The following is a 17,081-nucleotide window of genomic DNA, read 5'->3' on the forward strand; positions in this document are numbered from 1 at the left end:
GAGAACGAATCCTCAGGATGACGCCGGTGGCGCCAGGTGGGATTCTCACGTCGCACAAGACGCTCCTCAGAATGACGGAGTGGGTGTGGATGAGATTACTACGTCGTACAACCAAATAAGGGATGGACGACGTAGTAATAACGGTTTTATAGGTATTTTCATCTTTATTTGTTGATACATAAATAGTATGGATATCTATCCTTGCTAACGAGGACAGACTTTGGGCAATTTCCAAATTCCTTCCAAAACTTCCCGTTTTGGCCAGTAGATTCTCAAGGTGATGCTGAACGGTTCATCGGAAGGAATCGGAAGCCAATTCGACTCCCACTCTGACCCTGGTGAAGAATTCTGTAAATAAATATCTAAGGAACCGTCAGGATTGAGCTTCATTACGTTTTGTCTGCTGGTTAGATTATAGCGATGGATAGGATTCTCGATGAGATATATTTCCGAGTCATAAACGGTGAGGGACCAAAAGGCATTAGTAGGTGGGATCTGATCTTTTTCGAAGTGAACCACATAATTTTTGCTTCCATCAAGTATTTCGGAGTTACAATCGATATTGGTCACTGGGTATACGGCGTCTTCAGGAAGATTCGCGCCCAGTCCGGTAAAAGCAATAGCAGCACGGAACATATAATTAGCGCCGTAGGATCCAGTAAACATAGGCATGAAGCGCCAGTAATCCTTAAAGGGGATCGGTGTTTGAACATGGATGTCTTTTAAAGCATCTTGAACTGCTTGATTAAGAGCATTCTGAACATTCTCATCTAAACTTTCAAAGTGAAGAGCCTTACCCGGGATTATTCCTATCTGACTCATGAGGGCAACAATCGGCCAATCCTGAATATGGGGAGGATTTTCGATCATCAATTCAGTAAAGATTTCAAAAAAAGTAGCAGCGTCCATCTGTTCAATCACTTGAGGTGGGGTTACAGCTCCCTTTTCAATAGCTTGGGTTATTTTAAGAAAACGAGGATCTTTTCGTGGGTTTGATAGGATTTGGCTGGATTGATCTTTTGGAATTCCAATTTGCTCGAGCTGATACCCATCTTGAATTTTTTGGACGATGGGATACTCTGCTTCGCTACCAGCTTCAATCCTGACCATGATCCAGACCTGATTGGTAGGCGATTTTATTAATCTGAAATCATTGATGAGCTCCTTGATTTCCGGAGAGGTCGTTTCAGGAAGCTGGCCATCCCAGTTGGGACCAACAATAAGGAATCGGCCACCTTCTGAACCGGTGGTTCGAGAACTGGGGCCGGCAAAGGTATCAGTCCACATATCCATTATTTGTACCAGATAATAACGGTCTATAGTCTCAGGAACAGTTAAAAGTATTGGACCTTTGTTAAGGTTGAGCCAAGCTATTGAATACATGGTATCACGATTCGGTCGGACGATATCACGATTACTGGGTGATGGGAGTTTCCGAAAGTGGACAAAATGATTATCGGGTATATTCTGGCTGAGTTGAGTCGCTTTGGTTAAAACTAACGGATAGGCATAAACACAAGTCTGATAAGCAATGTCATAGAGGCTTTCGGTGGCTATAGCAGTACCACTCAGAATAATCAAAAAAAGACAGGTAATGAAGAAGGAATAGTGACTCAATTTTTTCATGTTACCCCTCCATTTTTTTAGAAAATAATTAATTCATTTTTTTCATAATACATTTGAATGTAAGCATTGTAAATAATTACCATGGAAATAAAGTGAATGAGTAAGTATGAACCGTGAGGTTGATTCTTAAAATTCTACAAATAAAAGATGAGATCCTCACGGCTTCATAAAGCGAAGCCTCAGGATGACGACGACGGAGCCAGATGAGATCCTCACGCGGGAAAGCACCGCTCAGGATGACGCTTGCGTTGACAGGTGAGATTCTTATGTCCTTAGAGAATGAGGGTGCGAGGGGGCAATGGGGAGGAAAATGCATGACGTCCTCAAACTTCTTGGGATCAAAGTCTGGAACCGAGATCCAGTCGACTTTGCAATTCCGACCTTTGAGGATATCTCGAGCAAAATTTGAACCTCTCATAACTGCCATTCCAAAGGGATTGTTCTGAACCATGATGGTAGCGATGCGCAGGGATTTTTCAGGTACTTGATCTACAGGAAACACAAAGAGTGATGCGCCGGCTGTGGCTTTGAGTTCAGCTGCCGGAACAAAGTCGGCAGCAAAAGCAGCTAAACTGGTTAATAAAATAGTGAAGAGAAAAACTCCGAGTACGACTGTTAATGTTACTTACGTTTTTGACATAACTATACTTACCTCCCCTTTACTCTTTTTTTTACTTTAATAGCTAAAGCTACTAAAACCTGTTAAAAGATAAAATATAAAGATGAATGGTAATTTAGAAAACTTCTATTTTAAGAAAGAATAAAAAAAAAGAAGGAGAAATTTCAATCTTGACAAAGGATCAAATTCGTAAAAATAAGATTCCTGTATATCTCTACATGGTTATGATGGGATATTAATTCGAACTTTTTAGTTGGACTTTATTTTCTTTATAAAAAATTTATTGATTTTTTCATTATAATTCCCAATGAAAAATTTCAATTTAAAAATAAGCGATGAAAATCCTTTGGTTCGGATCATTTTTTTGAATTTAAAAAATACGGTATTAAGTAATAAAATGGAGGTAAAAACAAATTCATGAAGAAAATATTATGTTGTTCCTTACCGTTAATATTATCGCAAAATAAAATAGTTTATGTTAGACTAATTAACAATAGAAAGATAAAAATGGATATTGGAGTGCTGATAAATATGATCATATAGGGTAAATTCTTATACCTGATTGACATGGCTGCAATTATTTTTAACGTTAAAGAAAAAGGAGGAAGTCTTTATGGAAAGAATTAAGGCAGCGGTTATAGGAGCTGGTATATTTGGAGATACTCATTGTCGGGTATATTCAGAAAGCCCCATCGTAGATTTAGCTTGGGTTTGCGATCAAGACCAGGAACGAGCAAAACAAGCAGCAAAAAAATATAATTGCAATTTTACTACTGATCTTCAAGAAATAACCAATGATCCTTCAATTAGTATTGTTAGCGTAGCAACTCCTGATTTTGCCCATCGAGATATTAGCTTAAAAGTTATCGAAGCCGGGAAAAACCTTATTGTTGAAAAACCACTGGCAACCAATGTTGAGGATGCTCAGGCCATCACCGATGCAGTAAAACGAAAAGGCGTCAAATTCATGACCGATTTTCAAAACCGCTGGAATGCCCCTTTTATACAAGCGAAACAAAACCTTGAATCAGGAAAATATGGTGAACCAGTGAGTGCCTACATTCGCTTGGCTAACAGTATAATGATTACCAAATGGTTATCTTGGAGTGCAAAATCCGGACCTCAGTGGTTTTTGGGACCTCACATAGTTGACCTGGTTTGTTGGTTGTATAACCAGAAACCAATTAAAGTTTTCGCTACCGGGAAACGCAAGGTTTTAAAATCAATTGGCTATGATACTTATGATGCCCTTCAAGCTCAAATTATTTTTAAGGATTCTTTTGCTACTATCGATACTTCATGGATTGTCCCAAAAAACTGGCCTTCACTTGACTTTCGAATGGATATACTTACAACCAATGGAAAAATGGAATTAGAACCTACCTTTAATGGGATTTCGATGTGTGCTGATGAAGGATACCAAATACCTTTTATTGGAGGTCGGCAAGACGGTTTCGATCGCATGTTCGGTTTCTTTAAAGAACCTATTTTGCATTTTATTGATCATGTTGTTAAAGATATACCCTGTTTAGTGGGAGTTGAAGATGGACTCATTAATACAAAAATTGTGGTAGCCATTGAAAAATCTATTGAGTCAGGTAAGATTATCGAGCTTAATCTATAGCTTTTTTTAGTTATTTTGTAAGAAATAAATCTGCGAATATGGAGGTGGTAATGTAATATAAAAAAATAAAGTGATAGATGAGGGTTTGGTATTTTTTCAAAAAGTGTTTTTAATCATGGAGTTAGAATTTTTGCAATATAAGGAGGCAGAAATGAAGAAGTTAACCTTACCATTAGTAATATTGTTGATTCTGGTTTGTGTTTCTGCAGTTGTAGCCCAAGAAAAAGTCCGCCTGACGGTTGAGATGTCGGTGTATGTTGAAGCCCCCCACAAAAAAGCTTTTGATTTATTGAAAGAAGCGTATGAATTACAAAATCCAAATGTAGAAATTGTGTACTATGGCCCAGCCTATGATGAATATTGGGATAAGCTTGCTGTCGAAATCGTTTCCGGGACTGAAGCAGATATTGTCCAATTACAGGACGCTGCGGCACGATATGCCACCTATGCATCATTACGCGAGGGGGAAACTGGAGCTTTTATTAACTTAGATCAATACATCAAGGGAACGGAATTAGAAGATAAGCTGATTGGTCAAAAAGAATTGGTTTTTAATGGTCATTATATTGGTATCGCTAACTATGCAACGGGAATGCGCGGAGTATATTACCGCAAGTCATTATTCGAAGAAGCTGGAATCGATGCGGATACCATCATTACCAATGAAGATTTTCTCGAGGTCGCAAAAACACTAACCAAAAATAAAGCTGATGGAACCATGCAGTATGGTTTCGGTGCAGTTATTTCAACTCATGCTTTTGCATACGACGAAATGAAAACTTTTATCTGCTATCCAATCGGTGCCACTTATACTCAACTCAATAAACCGCCTTTTGAACCAGATAATATTATTGTTGGTAATGAAGCATGGAATTATGCCTTCAAATGGTGGCAAGATATGATATTTACCCATAAAGTGGTTGCCCCTACTCCATACGACAAAGCCGGTGAACGTGATTTATTTTGGAATGGTGTGGTAGCGATGAATATTGATGGACCTTGGTTTGTTGGTATGACTAAGGAATATGATGAAGCACTCCTGGATGATTTAGATATCATTGCATCGCCGGATGTTGTTTACAATGGCAAGCAGTATCCCTTCCACAAACAGAACTATGGTATTACTCATTTAGTTTCGAGTAACAGCAAAAATCCAGATGAAGCCATCAAATTTCTCCTTTGGATGGCGACCCCAGAAGCTCAAGCACTTGTATCGGAATGTGGTATGATTCCGTCTAATACTGAATATTCAACTGGTTCTGATTACTACGCTACTTGGCCATTAAATGCGAAATTAGCCAGCTTGGCTGAGGAAAGATATTATGAACCACCTACTCTTGACCCGGAAATTCCTGAGCTTGGAGAAATTAACCGTATAATGATTAATGCTGCTCAGGCTGCTTTTGTTAATCAAGAAGATGTTGCCGACGTGTTAGATGAAGCAGCTGAAGAGATTAAATCTCTTTTTTAGATAATCTAATTTTTTAAAAAACTCAAGAAGGAAGGATTTGTTTTTCCTTCCTTCTTGAGTTTTTATGAATCGAAGAAAAATAAAATATCTTGGATGACCTATGAGCACGAAAAAAGCCAAAATATTAAATCCAAAAATAGGAAAAAGATCACTACCTTACATTTTAGTATTACCAATGGTTTTGATGATGGCGATTGTTGTTCTTTATCCAATAGTTAAAACTGTGGGAATGAGTTTTTTTGAGAATTATTTAGCCCGCCCAGGTATGAATCCCTTTGTAGGCCTTAAGCATTATTTAAATTTCTTTGATAATAAATACTTTGTTAATTCCATTATCATCACCATAAAATATGTGGTAATCACTGTGCTGTTGCGATTCGTGATTGGGTTAATTGCCGCTCTTCTTTTAAACGAAAAAGTAAAAGGAGTGGGAATTGCTCGATCGATTGTCGTTATCCCTTGGGCAATGCCGGTAGTGGTGGTTTGCCTTTTATTCGTACAAATGTTTGATTACCAATACGGCATTTTCAATTATATGTTAGCAGCTGTTGGTATTATTAAAGAACCAGTGAAGTGGCTTTCGGATAAGGATTTAGCCTTACCAGTTGCCATGTTTGTTAATATTTGGAAAGGGTGGCCTTGGGTTGCGATAATGTTTTTAGCTGGGTTGCAAGGAATTCAAAAAGAGCATTATGAAGCCGCTGAAATTGATGGAGCAGGATATTTTAAACAGTTTTGGTATGTGACTTTACCAACGCTTAGACCAGTTACCCTAACCATTTTTATATTATTAATGGTCTGGACGATTAAAGATTTTGATATTGTGTATGTTCTTAATAAAGGTGGTCCGGCACACGCTACCGAGCATATAACTATTTTTATATATCAAAAAGCCTTTGAAGCCTTGCGCATGGGCGAAGCATCTGCTGCTGGTGTCTTAGTGCTTATCGTAACAATGATTTTTACAATTTTTTATCTTAGACTATTGGATAGAATGGATAGTGAAAGATGACCTTCAAAAAACATAAAATTGTGAGAAAAACAATTGTTTATATTCTTCTAATTCTTTTGTGTTCTTTTGTCCTTATCCCATTTTTTTGGATGATATCGTCCTCCTTTAAACCTCGAGCTGAAATATTTACTTACCCTCCAGTTTGGATCCCCCGACAACCAACCTTTGATGCTTTTTTAAATCTTATTCGTGAAAAACCTTACGGGGGTGTTGGATTTGTAAATTTCCTCAAGAATACCATGGTTGTATCATTATTTACTGCGGTCATAACCGTTATTTTAGCTTCATTCGCTTCTTATTCACTTTCGCGGTTTCATTTCAGAGGGAATTCTTCATTAAAATATATGATCATTTTCAGCCAATTGCTTCCTGGATCATTGATATTAATCCCTCTGTATTTATTGATGAGAGATTTAAAATTGATCGATAATTTAATGGGATTAGTTTTTGCTTATACTTCGCTCACTCTTCCCTATTGTACCTATCTTTTAAAAGGTTATTTTGATTCTATTCCGATTGGTATCGATGAGGCAGCTAAAGTTGATGGTTGTAGTCCAGTGGGAGCTTTGTTTCGGGTTGTTTTCCCCTTGGCAGCTCCAGGCCTTGTTGTCACTTTTACTCAGGCATTAATCCTTTCCTGGAATGAGTTCATGTTTGCTTTAACCTTTTTAAATAGTTATGAAAACTGGACTGTACCTTTAGCGATTGGTAGTTCTCGTGGTCAATATCTAATTGATTGGGGTTATTTATTTGCTGGATCAGTGTTGATTACAATTCCAATAGTCATTGTTTTCTTATTATTGCAAAAGTATATTGTTCAAGGTCTGGTTTCAGGGGCAGTGAAAGGTTAAGCTCTTATATTTTTGAAAATCTATAAGAAAAGGCTTTAATTGTAATAACTGTTTAACAAAGGAGGAGATGCAAGATTAGTAAGAAAATTACACTTGCTGAATATCATCCTACACCAAAGTTGGTTGTCAAGAAAACTAATATTGAAAAACCGAAAATTCCCCTGATAGACGGTCACAACCATCTCGAGATATTGGGAAGCTACTGGATGGAACATTCAGTAGAAGAATTATTGACGATGATGGATGAAATGAATGTGGGTGTGATTGTTGACCTTGATGGCATGGAAAACAAGGAGATGCTAATAACTCATATAGAAAGATTTAAAGTTAAAGCTCCAGGCCGTTTTTATCATATGGGAGGAATTGATTGGTCCAAATGGGAAGAAAAAGGAAGCAAATTTGGAGACTGGGCGGCCAAGCAGGTTGAAGAACAAGTAAAATTGGGAGCTTCGGGTATTAAAATATGGAAAAATCTGGGGCTCCATATTAAAGACCCGCAAGGAAATTTAGTCAAAGTGGACGATCCAAGATTAGATCCAATTTTCGAAACAGCTGCCTCGTTGAAAATCCCAGTGTATATGCATATCTCTGATCCAGTTGCTTTTTTTGATCCCGTTGACCAATTTAATGAAAGAATCGATGACCTTGGGGAGCATCCCGAATGGAGTTTTTTTGGTCCCCAATTCCCATCTTTTTTAGAAGTTATAGAGCAATTTGCCAATCGGATTCGTCGCCATAAGAAAACCCAGTTTATTGGTTGTCATGTAGCCAGTTATGCTGAAAATCTTACTTGGGTATCTTCTCTATTAGACGAGTGTCCTAATTTATGTGTGGATATATCAGAAAGAATTGGTGAATTAGGAAGACAACCTTACACAACAAGAAAGTTTTTCATACAATATGCTGACCGCATCATTTTTGGGATTGATCGACTCCCCGATAAAGTATGGTATCAAATCTATGCGCGGTTTTTAGAAACCGATGATGAATATTTTAATTATGATCCCACTTACCCACCACGACAAGGTCGCTGGTTTATTTATGGGATTTATTTACCCGATGAGGTATTAGGAAAAGTTTATTATAAAAATCTAAGTCGAATATTAAGGATTAATAAGCAATAATCTTTCAATAACCAAGAAAAAAAGTTTCCTTTTCTGATTTGTTATGAAGTAGAAAATAAGAATGCTCAACTGGGCTCTATTCTATCACGCTCAAATTTTGAAAGAATGAGTGCTTTGGGTGGATGAATTCAAGGGACCTCTTCTTGGTTATTGAGCATGACTGATTCGAGCCATAAGTATTGTATTCGCAAGGAAAGATTGGATTAGGACAACCTTCATCATGGTTTTCTAGCTTTTGGAAGAGCCTTATTATAAGGTATTTTGACTTCAAATTGTCAACTTGATTTTATAGAGTGATTATGTTTTAATTAATTTACTAAGTCATATTTATATAAATAGAATAAGAGCAAAAAAACATCTCGATAGTTTTTTATTTATTAGAATAAGTAATATCGCCTAGTGAGTGTGGTTAAATAAATAGAACCCTTGGACTCATTAGGTGTTGCAATCCTCAAAATATTCACACTTACCGTTTCTTCAACAAGGATTGTTAAAAAATAAGAGAAAAACCCCAGATATTTAATCTACTACCCTGTTTTCCTTATTCAAGAGGTATAACATCTTTTGAATCGATAGTCTATATTCAGGGTTAGGAAAAGTGAGTGATTCATTTCTTACTCTCAAAAATCTTACCAAAGAGTTTCAAGTTGGCACTTTTTTTTCTAAGGTAAAAATACTTGCTGTTCAGGACATTACCTTGGAACTTGAAAGAAAACCAGCAGTTTTCACTTTAGTTGGTGAAAGCGGAAGTGGAAAAACCACCCTTGCTAATTTCCTCCTCAGAGTTCTCAAGCCTACTGAAGGTTCAATTACTTTTTTAGGAAAAAACATAGAGAGCTATAGAAAATTTGATTTTATGAAACTAGTTCAACCGGTTTTTCAGAATCCTTATGAAACGTTCAATCCCTTGAAAAAAGTGGAAACCTATTTTCATTCAGTAATTAAAAAGCTCCGCATCACTAATGAAAATGGCCACTCTTTCGAAAAAGTGATTGAAAAAGCACTAAGCTCTGTTGCTCTCACCTGGGAAGAGGTAAAGGATAAATTCCCAAATGAATTTTCTGGTGGGCAATTGCAAAGATTATCAATCGCCAGGGCATTGATGGTCAATCCTATGCTGCTTGTAGCCGATGAACCGGTTTCCATGTTGGACGCTTCTCTTCGAGTATTTGTTCTTAATTTATTTAGAAAACTCAAAGAAGAAAAACAACTCTATATCATCTATATCACTCATGACCTGGCTACGGCATATTATATTAGCGATTATATTGGCGTTATGTTGCGAGGTTGTCTTGTAGAAGTTGGGCCTGCCGAAAAAGTTTTACTCAATCCTCTTCATCCTTATACTATCTTACTGAAAGAATCTGTTCCAAATCCTGATGAGGTGGAAATAAAGCCTGAGACTAAAACCAAGGAAGAACGGATTTTGGAAATCGAAGAATTTCTTAAACAAGGTTGTAAGTTCGCATTTAGGTGCTCCAATGCTAAAGATATTTGTAAAAAAGAAATACCTCCTGATGTAATCATCGATAGTGTTGCCGTAAAGTGTTGGCTTTATAAAAATGTATGAAGGAGGGATTTGATGTGTGAAGAGAGAATTTTTGAATGGTTAGTGGTTGAGATTTCTTTGTGGTAAAAATGTTTATTACCTTGGTTTAAAAAGAATTTAAAAGGAGGGAAATCTTGTGTTACGGTGGCGTTTTGTATGTTTGATAACCATAGTTTTCTTGGTGTTGGGTACCGTTGCTTTTGCCCAGGAAATCCTCCCAGGAATCCCCAGAAATGAAGTTATCGTCATTGAAGATCCGTCGGGTCGTTCTCTCGACCCAGGGAGATTTAACCTTTGGGGAGGAGGTTTATTAAGTTATTCAACCGGTCTCCAACAATTATGTCTGGGAGCCTTGTGGTATATCGACCCCGATGAAGGTATTGAAGGAGATCCCTGGATTAACCTGTTAGCAGCTGAACCCCCTATTTATAATGAAGACTACACAGAAATGACAGTAAAAGTGAGGGAGGGAATACATTGGGGTGATGGTGTTCCATTTACTATAGATGATGTTATTTATACGGTAGAACTTTTAAAAGCACACCCCGAAATGATTTGGGGTGCTTACATGCAGGTTAATGTAGCGGAAAGTCAAAGAATAGATGACTTTACGGTTAAATTTAAACTGACCAAGCCTAATGGAAGGTTCCATACCGTTTTTACAGTTAGATGGTCGGCTTGCTATATTCTGCCCAAACATATCTTCGAAAAAGCCGAAGATCCTCTTGCTTTTGCCTTTAATCCACCAATTGGAACCGGACCCTACGTTCTAAAATCTTTTGATCCTAATGGGTATTGGTTCTTATGGGAATTGAGAGAAGATTGGGACAAATCCGATCTTGGTGTAGCTTATGGCATAAAACCAGGACCTAAATATGTTCTCTACAAAGGAATAGCGTCTCCTGAGAAAAAAGTCATGGATCAGATGGCGCATGAACTTGATATTGTTCACGACCTGCCTCCGGAAGGTGCCATAACTCTGTATCAAAATAATCCACAGTGTGTTACCTGGTTTGATGGCTGGCCTTGGGCACATCCCGATCCAACTTTGCCTTCCTTGATAATGAATCATGAGCACTTTCCTTACAACCTTAAGGAAGTCAGATGGGCACTCACCTTATCCTTGGATATAGTTCAGGTTGCCCTTCAGGCTTATAACGGTTGTGCTACTGTATCCCCCATTCACGTTCCTCCCACCGGTTTATACCCAGGATGGTATTTTGACAAGATAGAGCCCTGGCTCAAAGATTTTACTCTCAAAGTAGGTGGAGAGGATTATAAACCTTATGATCCAGAAATTTCTACGAAAATTGCCGAAGCAGTAAGATATGCATTTGGTCATAAAATACCCGATGATCCCCAGGAAATAAGAAAACTGGTTGGATATGGTTGGTGGAAATATGATCTCGAAGCCGCCGGTAAATTGTTGGAGGGAGCGGGATTCAAAAAAGATGGTAATGGAAAGTGGTTATTGCCAGATGGGACCCCTTGGAAAATATCCATTTTGTGTGAAGCGGCTACCCGATCGGTAATGACTAGAGCTGCGGCAGCGGTTGCTGAACAATGGCGTAGGTTTGGTATCGATGCTCAAATAGATGCAGTAGAACCAACTATGTTATGGAACCGATTAAACTACGGAGAAGATCCCAATACGATTTATTGGGCATGGTGTATCGAGACCTGGGGAGGACACCCAGACCTCTTCTGGTTCCTCGAATCTTGGCATTCTGATTATTATAGACCTACTGGCGAACTCACTGTGGCGAAGAATCCAATGCGGTATAAAAGTGAACAAATTGACCAGGTTGTTGATGATTTAAGGCGTACCGATTTCTTTAAAGAAACTGATAAAATTATCGATCTCGGACTTCAGTATATAAAAACCTGTGTAGAAGACATGCCTATAATTCCAATATTCTCTTACAACGTATTTACAGTTTGTGATGAAACCTATTGGACTGGTTATCCCACCTCGAGTAATCCCTATACCAATCCAGTGCCAAATTGGGGAAATACCAGATTTATGTTTATTAAAATACAGCCAATTTCAAAAGAATAGTTGCTAACTTCGGAAAGAATTGGAATGAGTGAAGCCTCCGCTTTGAATGGGAAAAGCGGGGGCTTCCTTATAGGATGAAGCCCCAATCAGGAGGAAAATTTTGTGAGTAATTTTTTTAAATTTTTCATAAAATATTTTTTTGGAAGATTTATCGTTTGCCTGTTGGTGATTTTTGTAGGCATTACCATCACTTTTTTAATTCCAAGATTAATCCCCGGAGCAAGTCCCGCAGAAGTCGCTGTTAGGAGAGTACAAATGGCTGGATCTTATTTACCGCCTGAGAGCGTGGAAAAATTGAGGGATGAACTTTTAAAACTCTATGGTTTAGAAGGATCGATGTTTCAGCAATATATTACTTACTGGCAAGAGCTGCTCAAAGGAAATTTAGGACCTTCTTTTGCATCTTTTCCAACACCCGTCATCACTTTGATTTATAGATCACTCCCCTGGACGGCAGGGCTTCTCGTTTTAACTGCCATGATAGCTTGGGTAATAGGGACTATCTTAGGAGGAATAGCCACTTACCGAAGTAAAAGTCTTTGGGTTAAAATTTTTGAAATGCTTTCTAATGCTGTACGACCAATCCCCTATTACATTTTTGCCCTTGCTCTTTTAATTGTGTTTGCTTATATTTTGCGATGGTTTCCTGCAGGAGGAGCTTTCCAAATTGGAATTGAACCATCTTACAGTTGGGTTTTTTTGAAAAGTGTTGCCAAACATGGTTTCTTACCTGCTTTATCGTTGATAATCATTGGGATGGGTGCCTGGTTTCTCAATATGAGAAATCTCACTTCAAACATTATACATGAAGATTTTGTCGTATTTGCCAAACAAATGAAGTTAAAAGACCAAATGATTCTAAGAAACTATGTCATGAAAACTGCTATGCCTGCTCAATTAACCGGACTTGCCCTGCAACTCGGAACAGTCTTTAGCGGTACCATTATTACTGAAATTGTTTTTAATTATCCTGGTTTGGGAACTTTAGCTTTCACTGCAATAATGCAATCAGATTACAACTTGGTTATGGGTATTACCTTGTGTTCGATCGTGTCGGTGGCATTAGCTACCTTATTTGTTGATCTTTTGCTGCCTTTTATTGACCCTAGAATTCAGTATACGGGTGGTACTTCTTAAGAGTATAGTGCCATTATAAGGAGGGAACCGAGATTGACTCCCATAGCTATTTTAGATACAACAAAAAGACTTTTCAAACACGATTTACGATTTAGAATTCCTCTGCTTATTCTTATTCTCTTGATAATTTTTGCCATCATATCTTTATTTTCCCCTTATGACTTTCGTGCATCCTACTATGCTCCAATCAACCGCCCACCTTCATTGAGCCATCCGTTCGGAACCAATGGTAGAGGGCAAGATCTCTTCTGGATGATGACTTTTGCCTTAAAAAATTCGCTTATTTTCGGGTTAGAAGTGGCAATTTTATCTCGTTTAATTGCCATAATAATCGGTGTTATAGCAGGATATAAAGGAAGAATTATTGATCAAATGTTAATTTTTCTCTGTGATTCATTCATTGTTTTACCTATCTTCCCAATATTGATATTTTTAAAGCTTCTAACCAGAGAAATGGACCTTTCGACTCTGGCTATTGTTCTAGCTCTATTTGGTTGGCCATGGGATGCACGATTAATTCGATCTCAAGTACTGAGTTTAAGAGAGCAAAAGTTTACTATAACCGCTATTTTCTCAGGTGAAAATACTTGGGAACTGATTTTCTACGAGTATTTTCCTCACATTCTTCCCATTGTGCTGGCGACCACCATAAATAATATGCTTTGGTCCCTTGGTTTTGAAATAACTCTATCGGTTCTTGGTCTCACCTCCTTGGACATTCCGACGATGGGAACCATAACCTACTGGGCTATACAGCAGCAAGCCATGGTAATGGGCATATGGTGGTGGATATTTATCCCAATTGCCTTTATTATCCTTCTTTTTACTTCACTATACCTTCTTTTTGTGAGCATGACAGACTTTATTAATCCACGGGCCAGGGTGCTAAGCAGATGAGCAAGGTGATTAAACAAGAGAAACAAACTCAAGTATTATTAGAAGTTGCTAACCTAAAAGCCTATTATACTACCGAACAATATGGAATCGTGAAAGAGATTAAAGCAGTTGAAGATGTGTCAATAAATATTGAAGGAAATAGTTTTTTAGCGATAGTCGGAGAATCTGGCTGCGGCAAAACAACCTTAGCCAGAGCATTATATGGGGCTGTCGATTCAACTCTATCGATAATAGAAGGAAAAGTTTGCTATCATTTTGGTGATCAAAAATATGAGCTCTCTCCTAACGGCAACGACCTAAAGAATATTTGGTGGGAAAGAATTTCTTATATCCCTCAAGGTTCTTTAAGTGCTCTCAATCCGGTTAGAAGATTAAGAGATATATTTTCTGACCTGGCAAACTCCCATGGAAAAACTTTTGACGAACAAAAAGTAAAAGATCATTTAGAAATGGTAAATCTTCCTTCTTATGTTTTACGCATTTACCCCTTTGAACTTTCTGGAGGAATGAGGCAAAGGAGCGTCATAGCCTTGGCTACTTTTTTAAAACCAGATGTAATCATTGCTGATGAACCAACATCGGCTCTGGATGTTGTCACTCAACGTGATATTTTACAACTTTTAAGCACTATTCAGAATCAATCAAAAAGTACATTTATTTTTATTACCCACGACATTTCCTTGGTTCCTGGTTTATCAAATATGATGGCAATCATGTATGGTGGTTGTATTATAGAATTTGGCTCAACTAAATCAGTTTTTGCCAATCCCCTTCACCCTTATACGAAGTTTCTACTCTCATCAATACCTAAAATTGGTGATAAAACAGAAAAAAAATCGATCCCAGGGAACCCGGTTAGTCTTACTAATCCACCTCCTGGTTGTAGTTTTTGCCCAAGATGCCCTCGAGGTAAAGAAGTGTGTTCCGATTCCAGACCTGAATTGCTTAATATTGATTCTCAACAGCACTATGTTGCATGTTGGTTATACCGGTAATCCCTTTTTTTATCGACTTATTTATTCGTATATTTTAGATAGATTGAAAGAGAAATAAACTGGGGAGGGAAGGTAATGAATGGTTATGTTAAAGTATGGAAAGTGAAAACCGGTGAAATAAATGATCTCATTTATGGTCATTTCATCGAGCATTTGGGCCGATGTATTTATGGTGGTATTTATGATAAGAATTCACCGAAGTCTGATGAGCGTGGATTTCGAAAAGATGTTTTAGAAGCTGTCAAGAAAATTCAGTGTCCAATTCTGAGATGGCCCGGTGGCAATTTTGTATCAGCCTATCACTGGCAAGATGGAATTGGACCACTCGATAAAAGGCCGACTCGTTTAAATTATATTTGGGGAGGTTTGGAAAGCAACGAATTTGGAACCGACGAATTCATTGAATACTGTAAGGAAATTGGAGCAGAATCTTACTTCGCTATTGGCTTAGGAACCAGTACCCTTGATGAAGCATTGAGTTGGTTAGAATACACCAATCTTGACACTCCTACTGAATATGTTGATTTGCGCAAAAAGTATGGAAACTCGGTTCCTTATCGAGTTAAGTATTGGGGGATCGGAAACGAGGTTTACGGTGATTGGCAAGTTGGTCATAGCAGCGCCAATGAATATTCCGAAAAGTTACGGCAGTATGCCCTGTTCATGAAAGGTATCGATCCTTCAATAAAAGTCATAGCAGTAGGAGCCGATAATCCGGAATGGGACCTGACGGTATTGAAACATGCCGGGAAAGTAATTGATTATATTTCTATACACCAGTACCATGGCTCGAATAATTACTATGACACAGTAGCTTCTGCGTACTATGTTGAAGAACGACTACAACTTTTAGATAGCTTAATTAAGCATCTTCAACTTGATCATATCAAAATTGCCCTTGATGAATGGAATGTCTGGTATCAGGTTATACCAGAAGTCGAGATAATAGAAAAAAAGATGATCTTTCTTGAAGAACCTTATAGTTTAAAAGATGCTTTGTTTGCTGCCGGTGTATTTTTTGCCCTGCACCGCAAGTGTGATTCGGTTCAAATGGCCAATCTAGCTCAAATGGTCAATGCTTTGGGAATGATAAAAACCAATTCCCAAAGCATAGTTTTGACACCCATCTATCATGTTTTTGACATGTTCGTGAACCATACGGGCCGAACGCGTCTGGGTATAGAAATCGCAGCAGATAGATATTCGATAAAAGCAAAGAGTTTCTTTGAAGGGCAGTTATCTTTTCAACTTCACAATGTTCCCTATCTTGATGGATCGGCTACCTATGATGAAAAACGCCATATGATGTGTCTTGCTTTAGGAAATTACTATTTGGACAAGAACCTGGAGGTCAAGGTCGATCTTTCTGATTTAGATGTTACCAAGGATGCCAATTGCTTCGAGCTTAACTCCTCAGACGTAATGGATAGGAATGATTTTGAAAATCCGAGCCGAGTGAAGATCAATTCAAGAAGGATGACAATCCCAGACCGGGTGTTTTCACTTCAAATTCCTGCTCATTCTTTGTCGGTTTTTGAGTTTCCTCTTCAAACTGGCATAAACTGACTCGAAAGGGAAACCAATGATGGAAAAAGGTATCAACAAGAAAAAACCGATAGAAATGAAAAGTGTAAAGATACTCAACCAAAATACTTTTTGGGGCCAACGTCTACAAAAACTGAGAGAAGTGATTGTTCCCTATCAATGGAAAATTTTAAATGATGATATTCCTGGAGCACCAAAAAGCCATGCTTTAGAAAATTTTCGTATTGCTGCTGGATATTCATCTGGTGAATTCTATGGAATGGTATTCCAAGACAGCGACGTTGCCAAATTGATTGAGGCAACAAGTTACTGTCTCCTAAACTATCGTGACCCAGATCTTGAAAGATTGCTTGATGAAAGTGTTAATCTGGTAATGAAAGCTCAGCAGTCGGATGGTTATCTTAATACCTATTTCATTATAAAAGAGCCTGAAAGGCGTTGGACTAATCTCCGTGAGAATCATGAACTCTACACTGCAGGCCATATGATTGAAGCAGCTGTAGCCCATTACCAAGTAACTGGTAAAACCGGTTTTTTTGAAACAATTACACGATTGGCCAACCATATCGTTT

The 17,081-nt window shown here is 38.0% G+C and carries 15 protein-coding genes; 14 read left to right on the top strand and 1 reads right to left on the bottom strand.

The genetic code is table 11. From position 1 onward, the window contains the following. Positions 1-204 precede the first annotated feature (204 nt). On the bottom strand, positions 205-1,626 hold the full coding sequence (locus PLK24_RS02420) for a DUF1254 domain-containing protein (RefSeq protein ID WP_324476171.1): 1,422 nt from the start codon (positions 1,624-1,626) through the stop codon (positions 205-207). A gap of 314 nt (positions 1,627-1,940) precedes the next feature. Between PLK24_RS02420 and PLK24_RS02425 the strand changes: the two genes are divergently transcribed. The 14 genes from PLK24_RS02425 to PLK24_RS02490 all read left to right on the top strand — a co-directional run. Then, positions 1,941-2,072, top strand: coding sequence for a hypothetical protein (locus tag PLK24_RS02425; RefSeq protein ID WP_324476172.1), 132 nt, complete (start codon positions 1,941-1,943; stop codon positions 2,070-2,072). Between the two features lie 75 nt (positions 2,073-2,147). Continuing rightward, a complete protein-coding gene (locus PLK24_RS02430) occupies positions 2,148-2,306 on the top strand; it encodes a hypothetical protein (protein ID WP_324476173.1) in 159 nt (52 codons plus the stop codon). Positions 2,307-2,858: 552 nt separating this feature from the next. Beyond that, on the top strand, positions 2,859-3,869 hold the full coding sequence (locus tag PLK24_RS02435; RefSeq protein ID WP_324476174.1) for a Gfo/Idh/MocA family protein: 1,011 nt from the start codon (positions 2,859-2,861) through the stop codon (positions 3,867-3,869). Positions 3,870-4,020: 151 nt separating this feature from the next. Further along, a complete protein-coding gene (locus PLK24_RS02440) occupies positions 4,021-5,340 on the top strand; it encodes an extracellular solute-binding protein (protein ID WP_324476175.1) in 1,320 nt (439 codons plus the stop codon). 175 nt (positions 5,341-5,515) lie between these two features. Then, on the top strand, positions 5,516-6,352 hold the full coding sequence (locus tag PLK24_RS02445) for a carbohydrate ABC transporter permease (RefSeq protein ID WP_324476176.1): 837 nt from the start codon (positions 5,516-5,518) through the stop codon (positions 6,350-6,352). Next, positions 6,349-7,203: a carbohydrate ABC transporter permease gene (locus PLK24_RS02450; protein WP_324476177.1), complete on the top strand. Its 855-nt coding sequence runs from the start codon at positions 6,349-6,351 to the stop codon at positions 7,201-7,203. Before PLK24_RS02445 ends, PLK24_RS02450 begins: the two co-directional genes overlap by 4 nt. A 119-nt stretch (positions 7,204-7,322) precedes the next feature. Next, positions 7,323-8,327: an amidohydrolase family protein gene (locus tag PLK24_RS02455; RefSeq protein WP_324476178.1), complete on the top strand. Its 1,005-nt coding sequence runs from the start codon at positions 7,323-7,325 to the stop codon at positions 8,325-8,327. A gap of 598 nt (positions 8,328-8,925) precedes the next feature. Beyond that, positions 8,926-9,897 carry an ABC transporter ATP-binding protein gene (locus PLK24_RS02460; RefSeq protein ID WP_324476179.1) on the top strand — a complete coding sequence of 324 codons (972 nt, stop codon included), beginning with the start codon at positions 8,926-8,928 and terminating at the stop codon, positions 9,895-9,897. Positions 9,898-10,012: 115 nt separating this feature from the next. Beyond that, positions 10,013-11,935, top strand: a complete 1,923-nt coding sequence (locus PLK24_RS02465) for an ABC transporter substrate-binding protein (protein ID WP_324476180.1) — start codon at positions 10,013-10,015, stop codon at positions 11,933-11,935. Positions 11,936-12,037: 102 nt separating this feature from the next. Next, on the top strand, positions 12,038-13,072 hold the full coding sequence (locus PLK24_RS02470) for an ABC transporter permease (protein WP_324476181.1): 1,035 nt from the start codon (positions 12,038-12,040) through the stop codon (positions 13,070-13,072). Positions 13,073-13,105: 33 nt separating this feature from the next. Continuing rightward, positions 13,106-13,969 (top strand): ABC transporter permease, encoded by an 864-nt coding sequence (locus tag PLK24_RS02475; RefSeq protein ID WP_324476182.1) that lies wholly within the window; start codon positions 13,106-13,108, stop codon positions 13,967-13,969. Next, positions 13,966-14,964 (top strand): ABC transporter ATP-binding protein, encoded by a 999-nt coding sequence (locus tag PLK24_RS02480; protein WP_324476183.1) that lies wholly within the window; start codon positions 13,966-13,968, stop codon positions 14,962-14,964. Before PLK24_RS02475 ends, PLK24_RS02480 begins: the two co-directional genes overlap by 4 nt. 75 nt (positions 14,965-15,039) lie before the next feature. Further along, complete coding sequence (locus PLK24_RS02485) at positions 15,040-16,530, top strand: alpha-N-arabinofuranosidase (RefSeq protein WP_324476184.1); 1,491 nt, start codon at positions 15,040-15,042, stop codon at positions 16,528-16,530. Positions 16,531-16,546: 16 nt separating this feature from the next. Continuing rightward, positions 16,547-17,081, top strand: a 535-nt coding sequence (locus PLK24_RS02490) for a beta-L-arabinofuranosidase domain-containing protein (protein ID WP_324476185.1), incomplete at its 3' end; no start/stop codon positions are given.

The sequence above is a fragment of the Atribacter sp. genome (genome assembly GCF_035418125.1).
In the GTDB taxonomy this organism is placed as follows: Bacteria; Atribacterota; Atribacteria; order Atribacterales; family Atribacteraceae; genus Atribacter; species Atribacter allofermentans.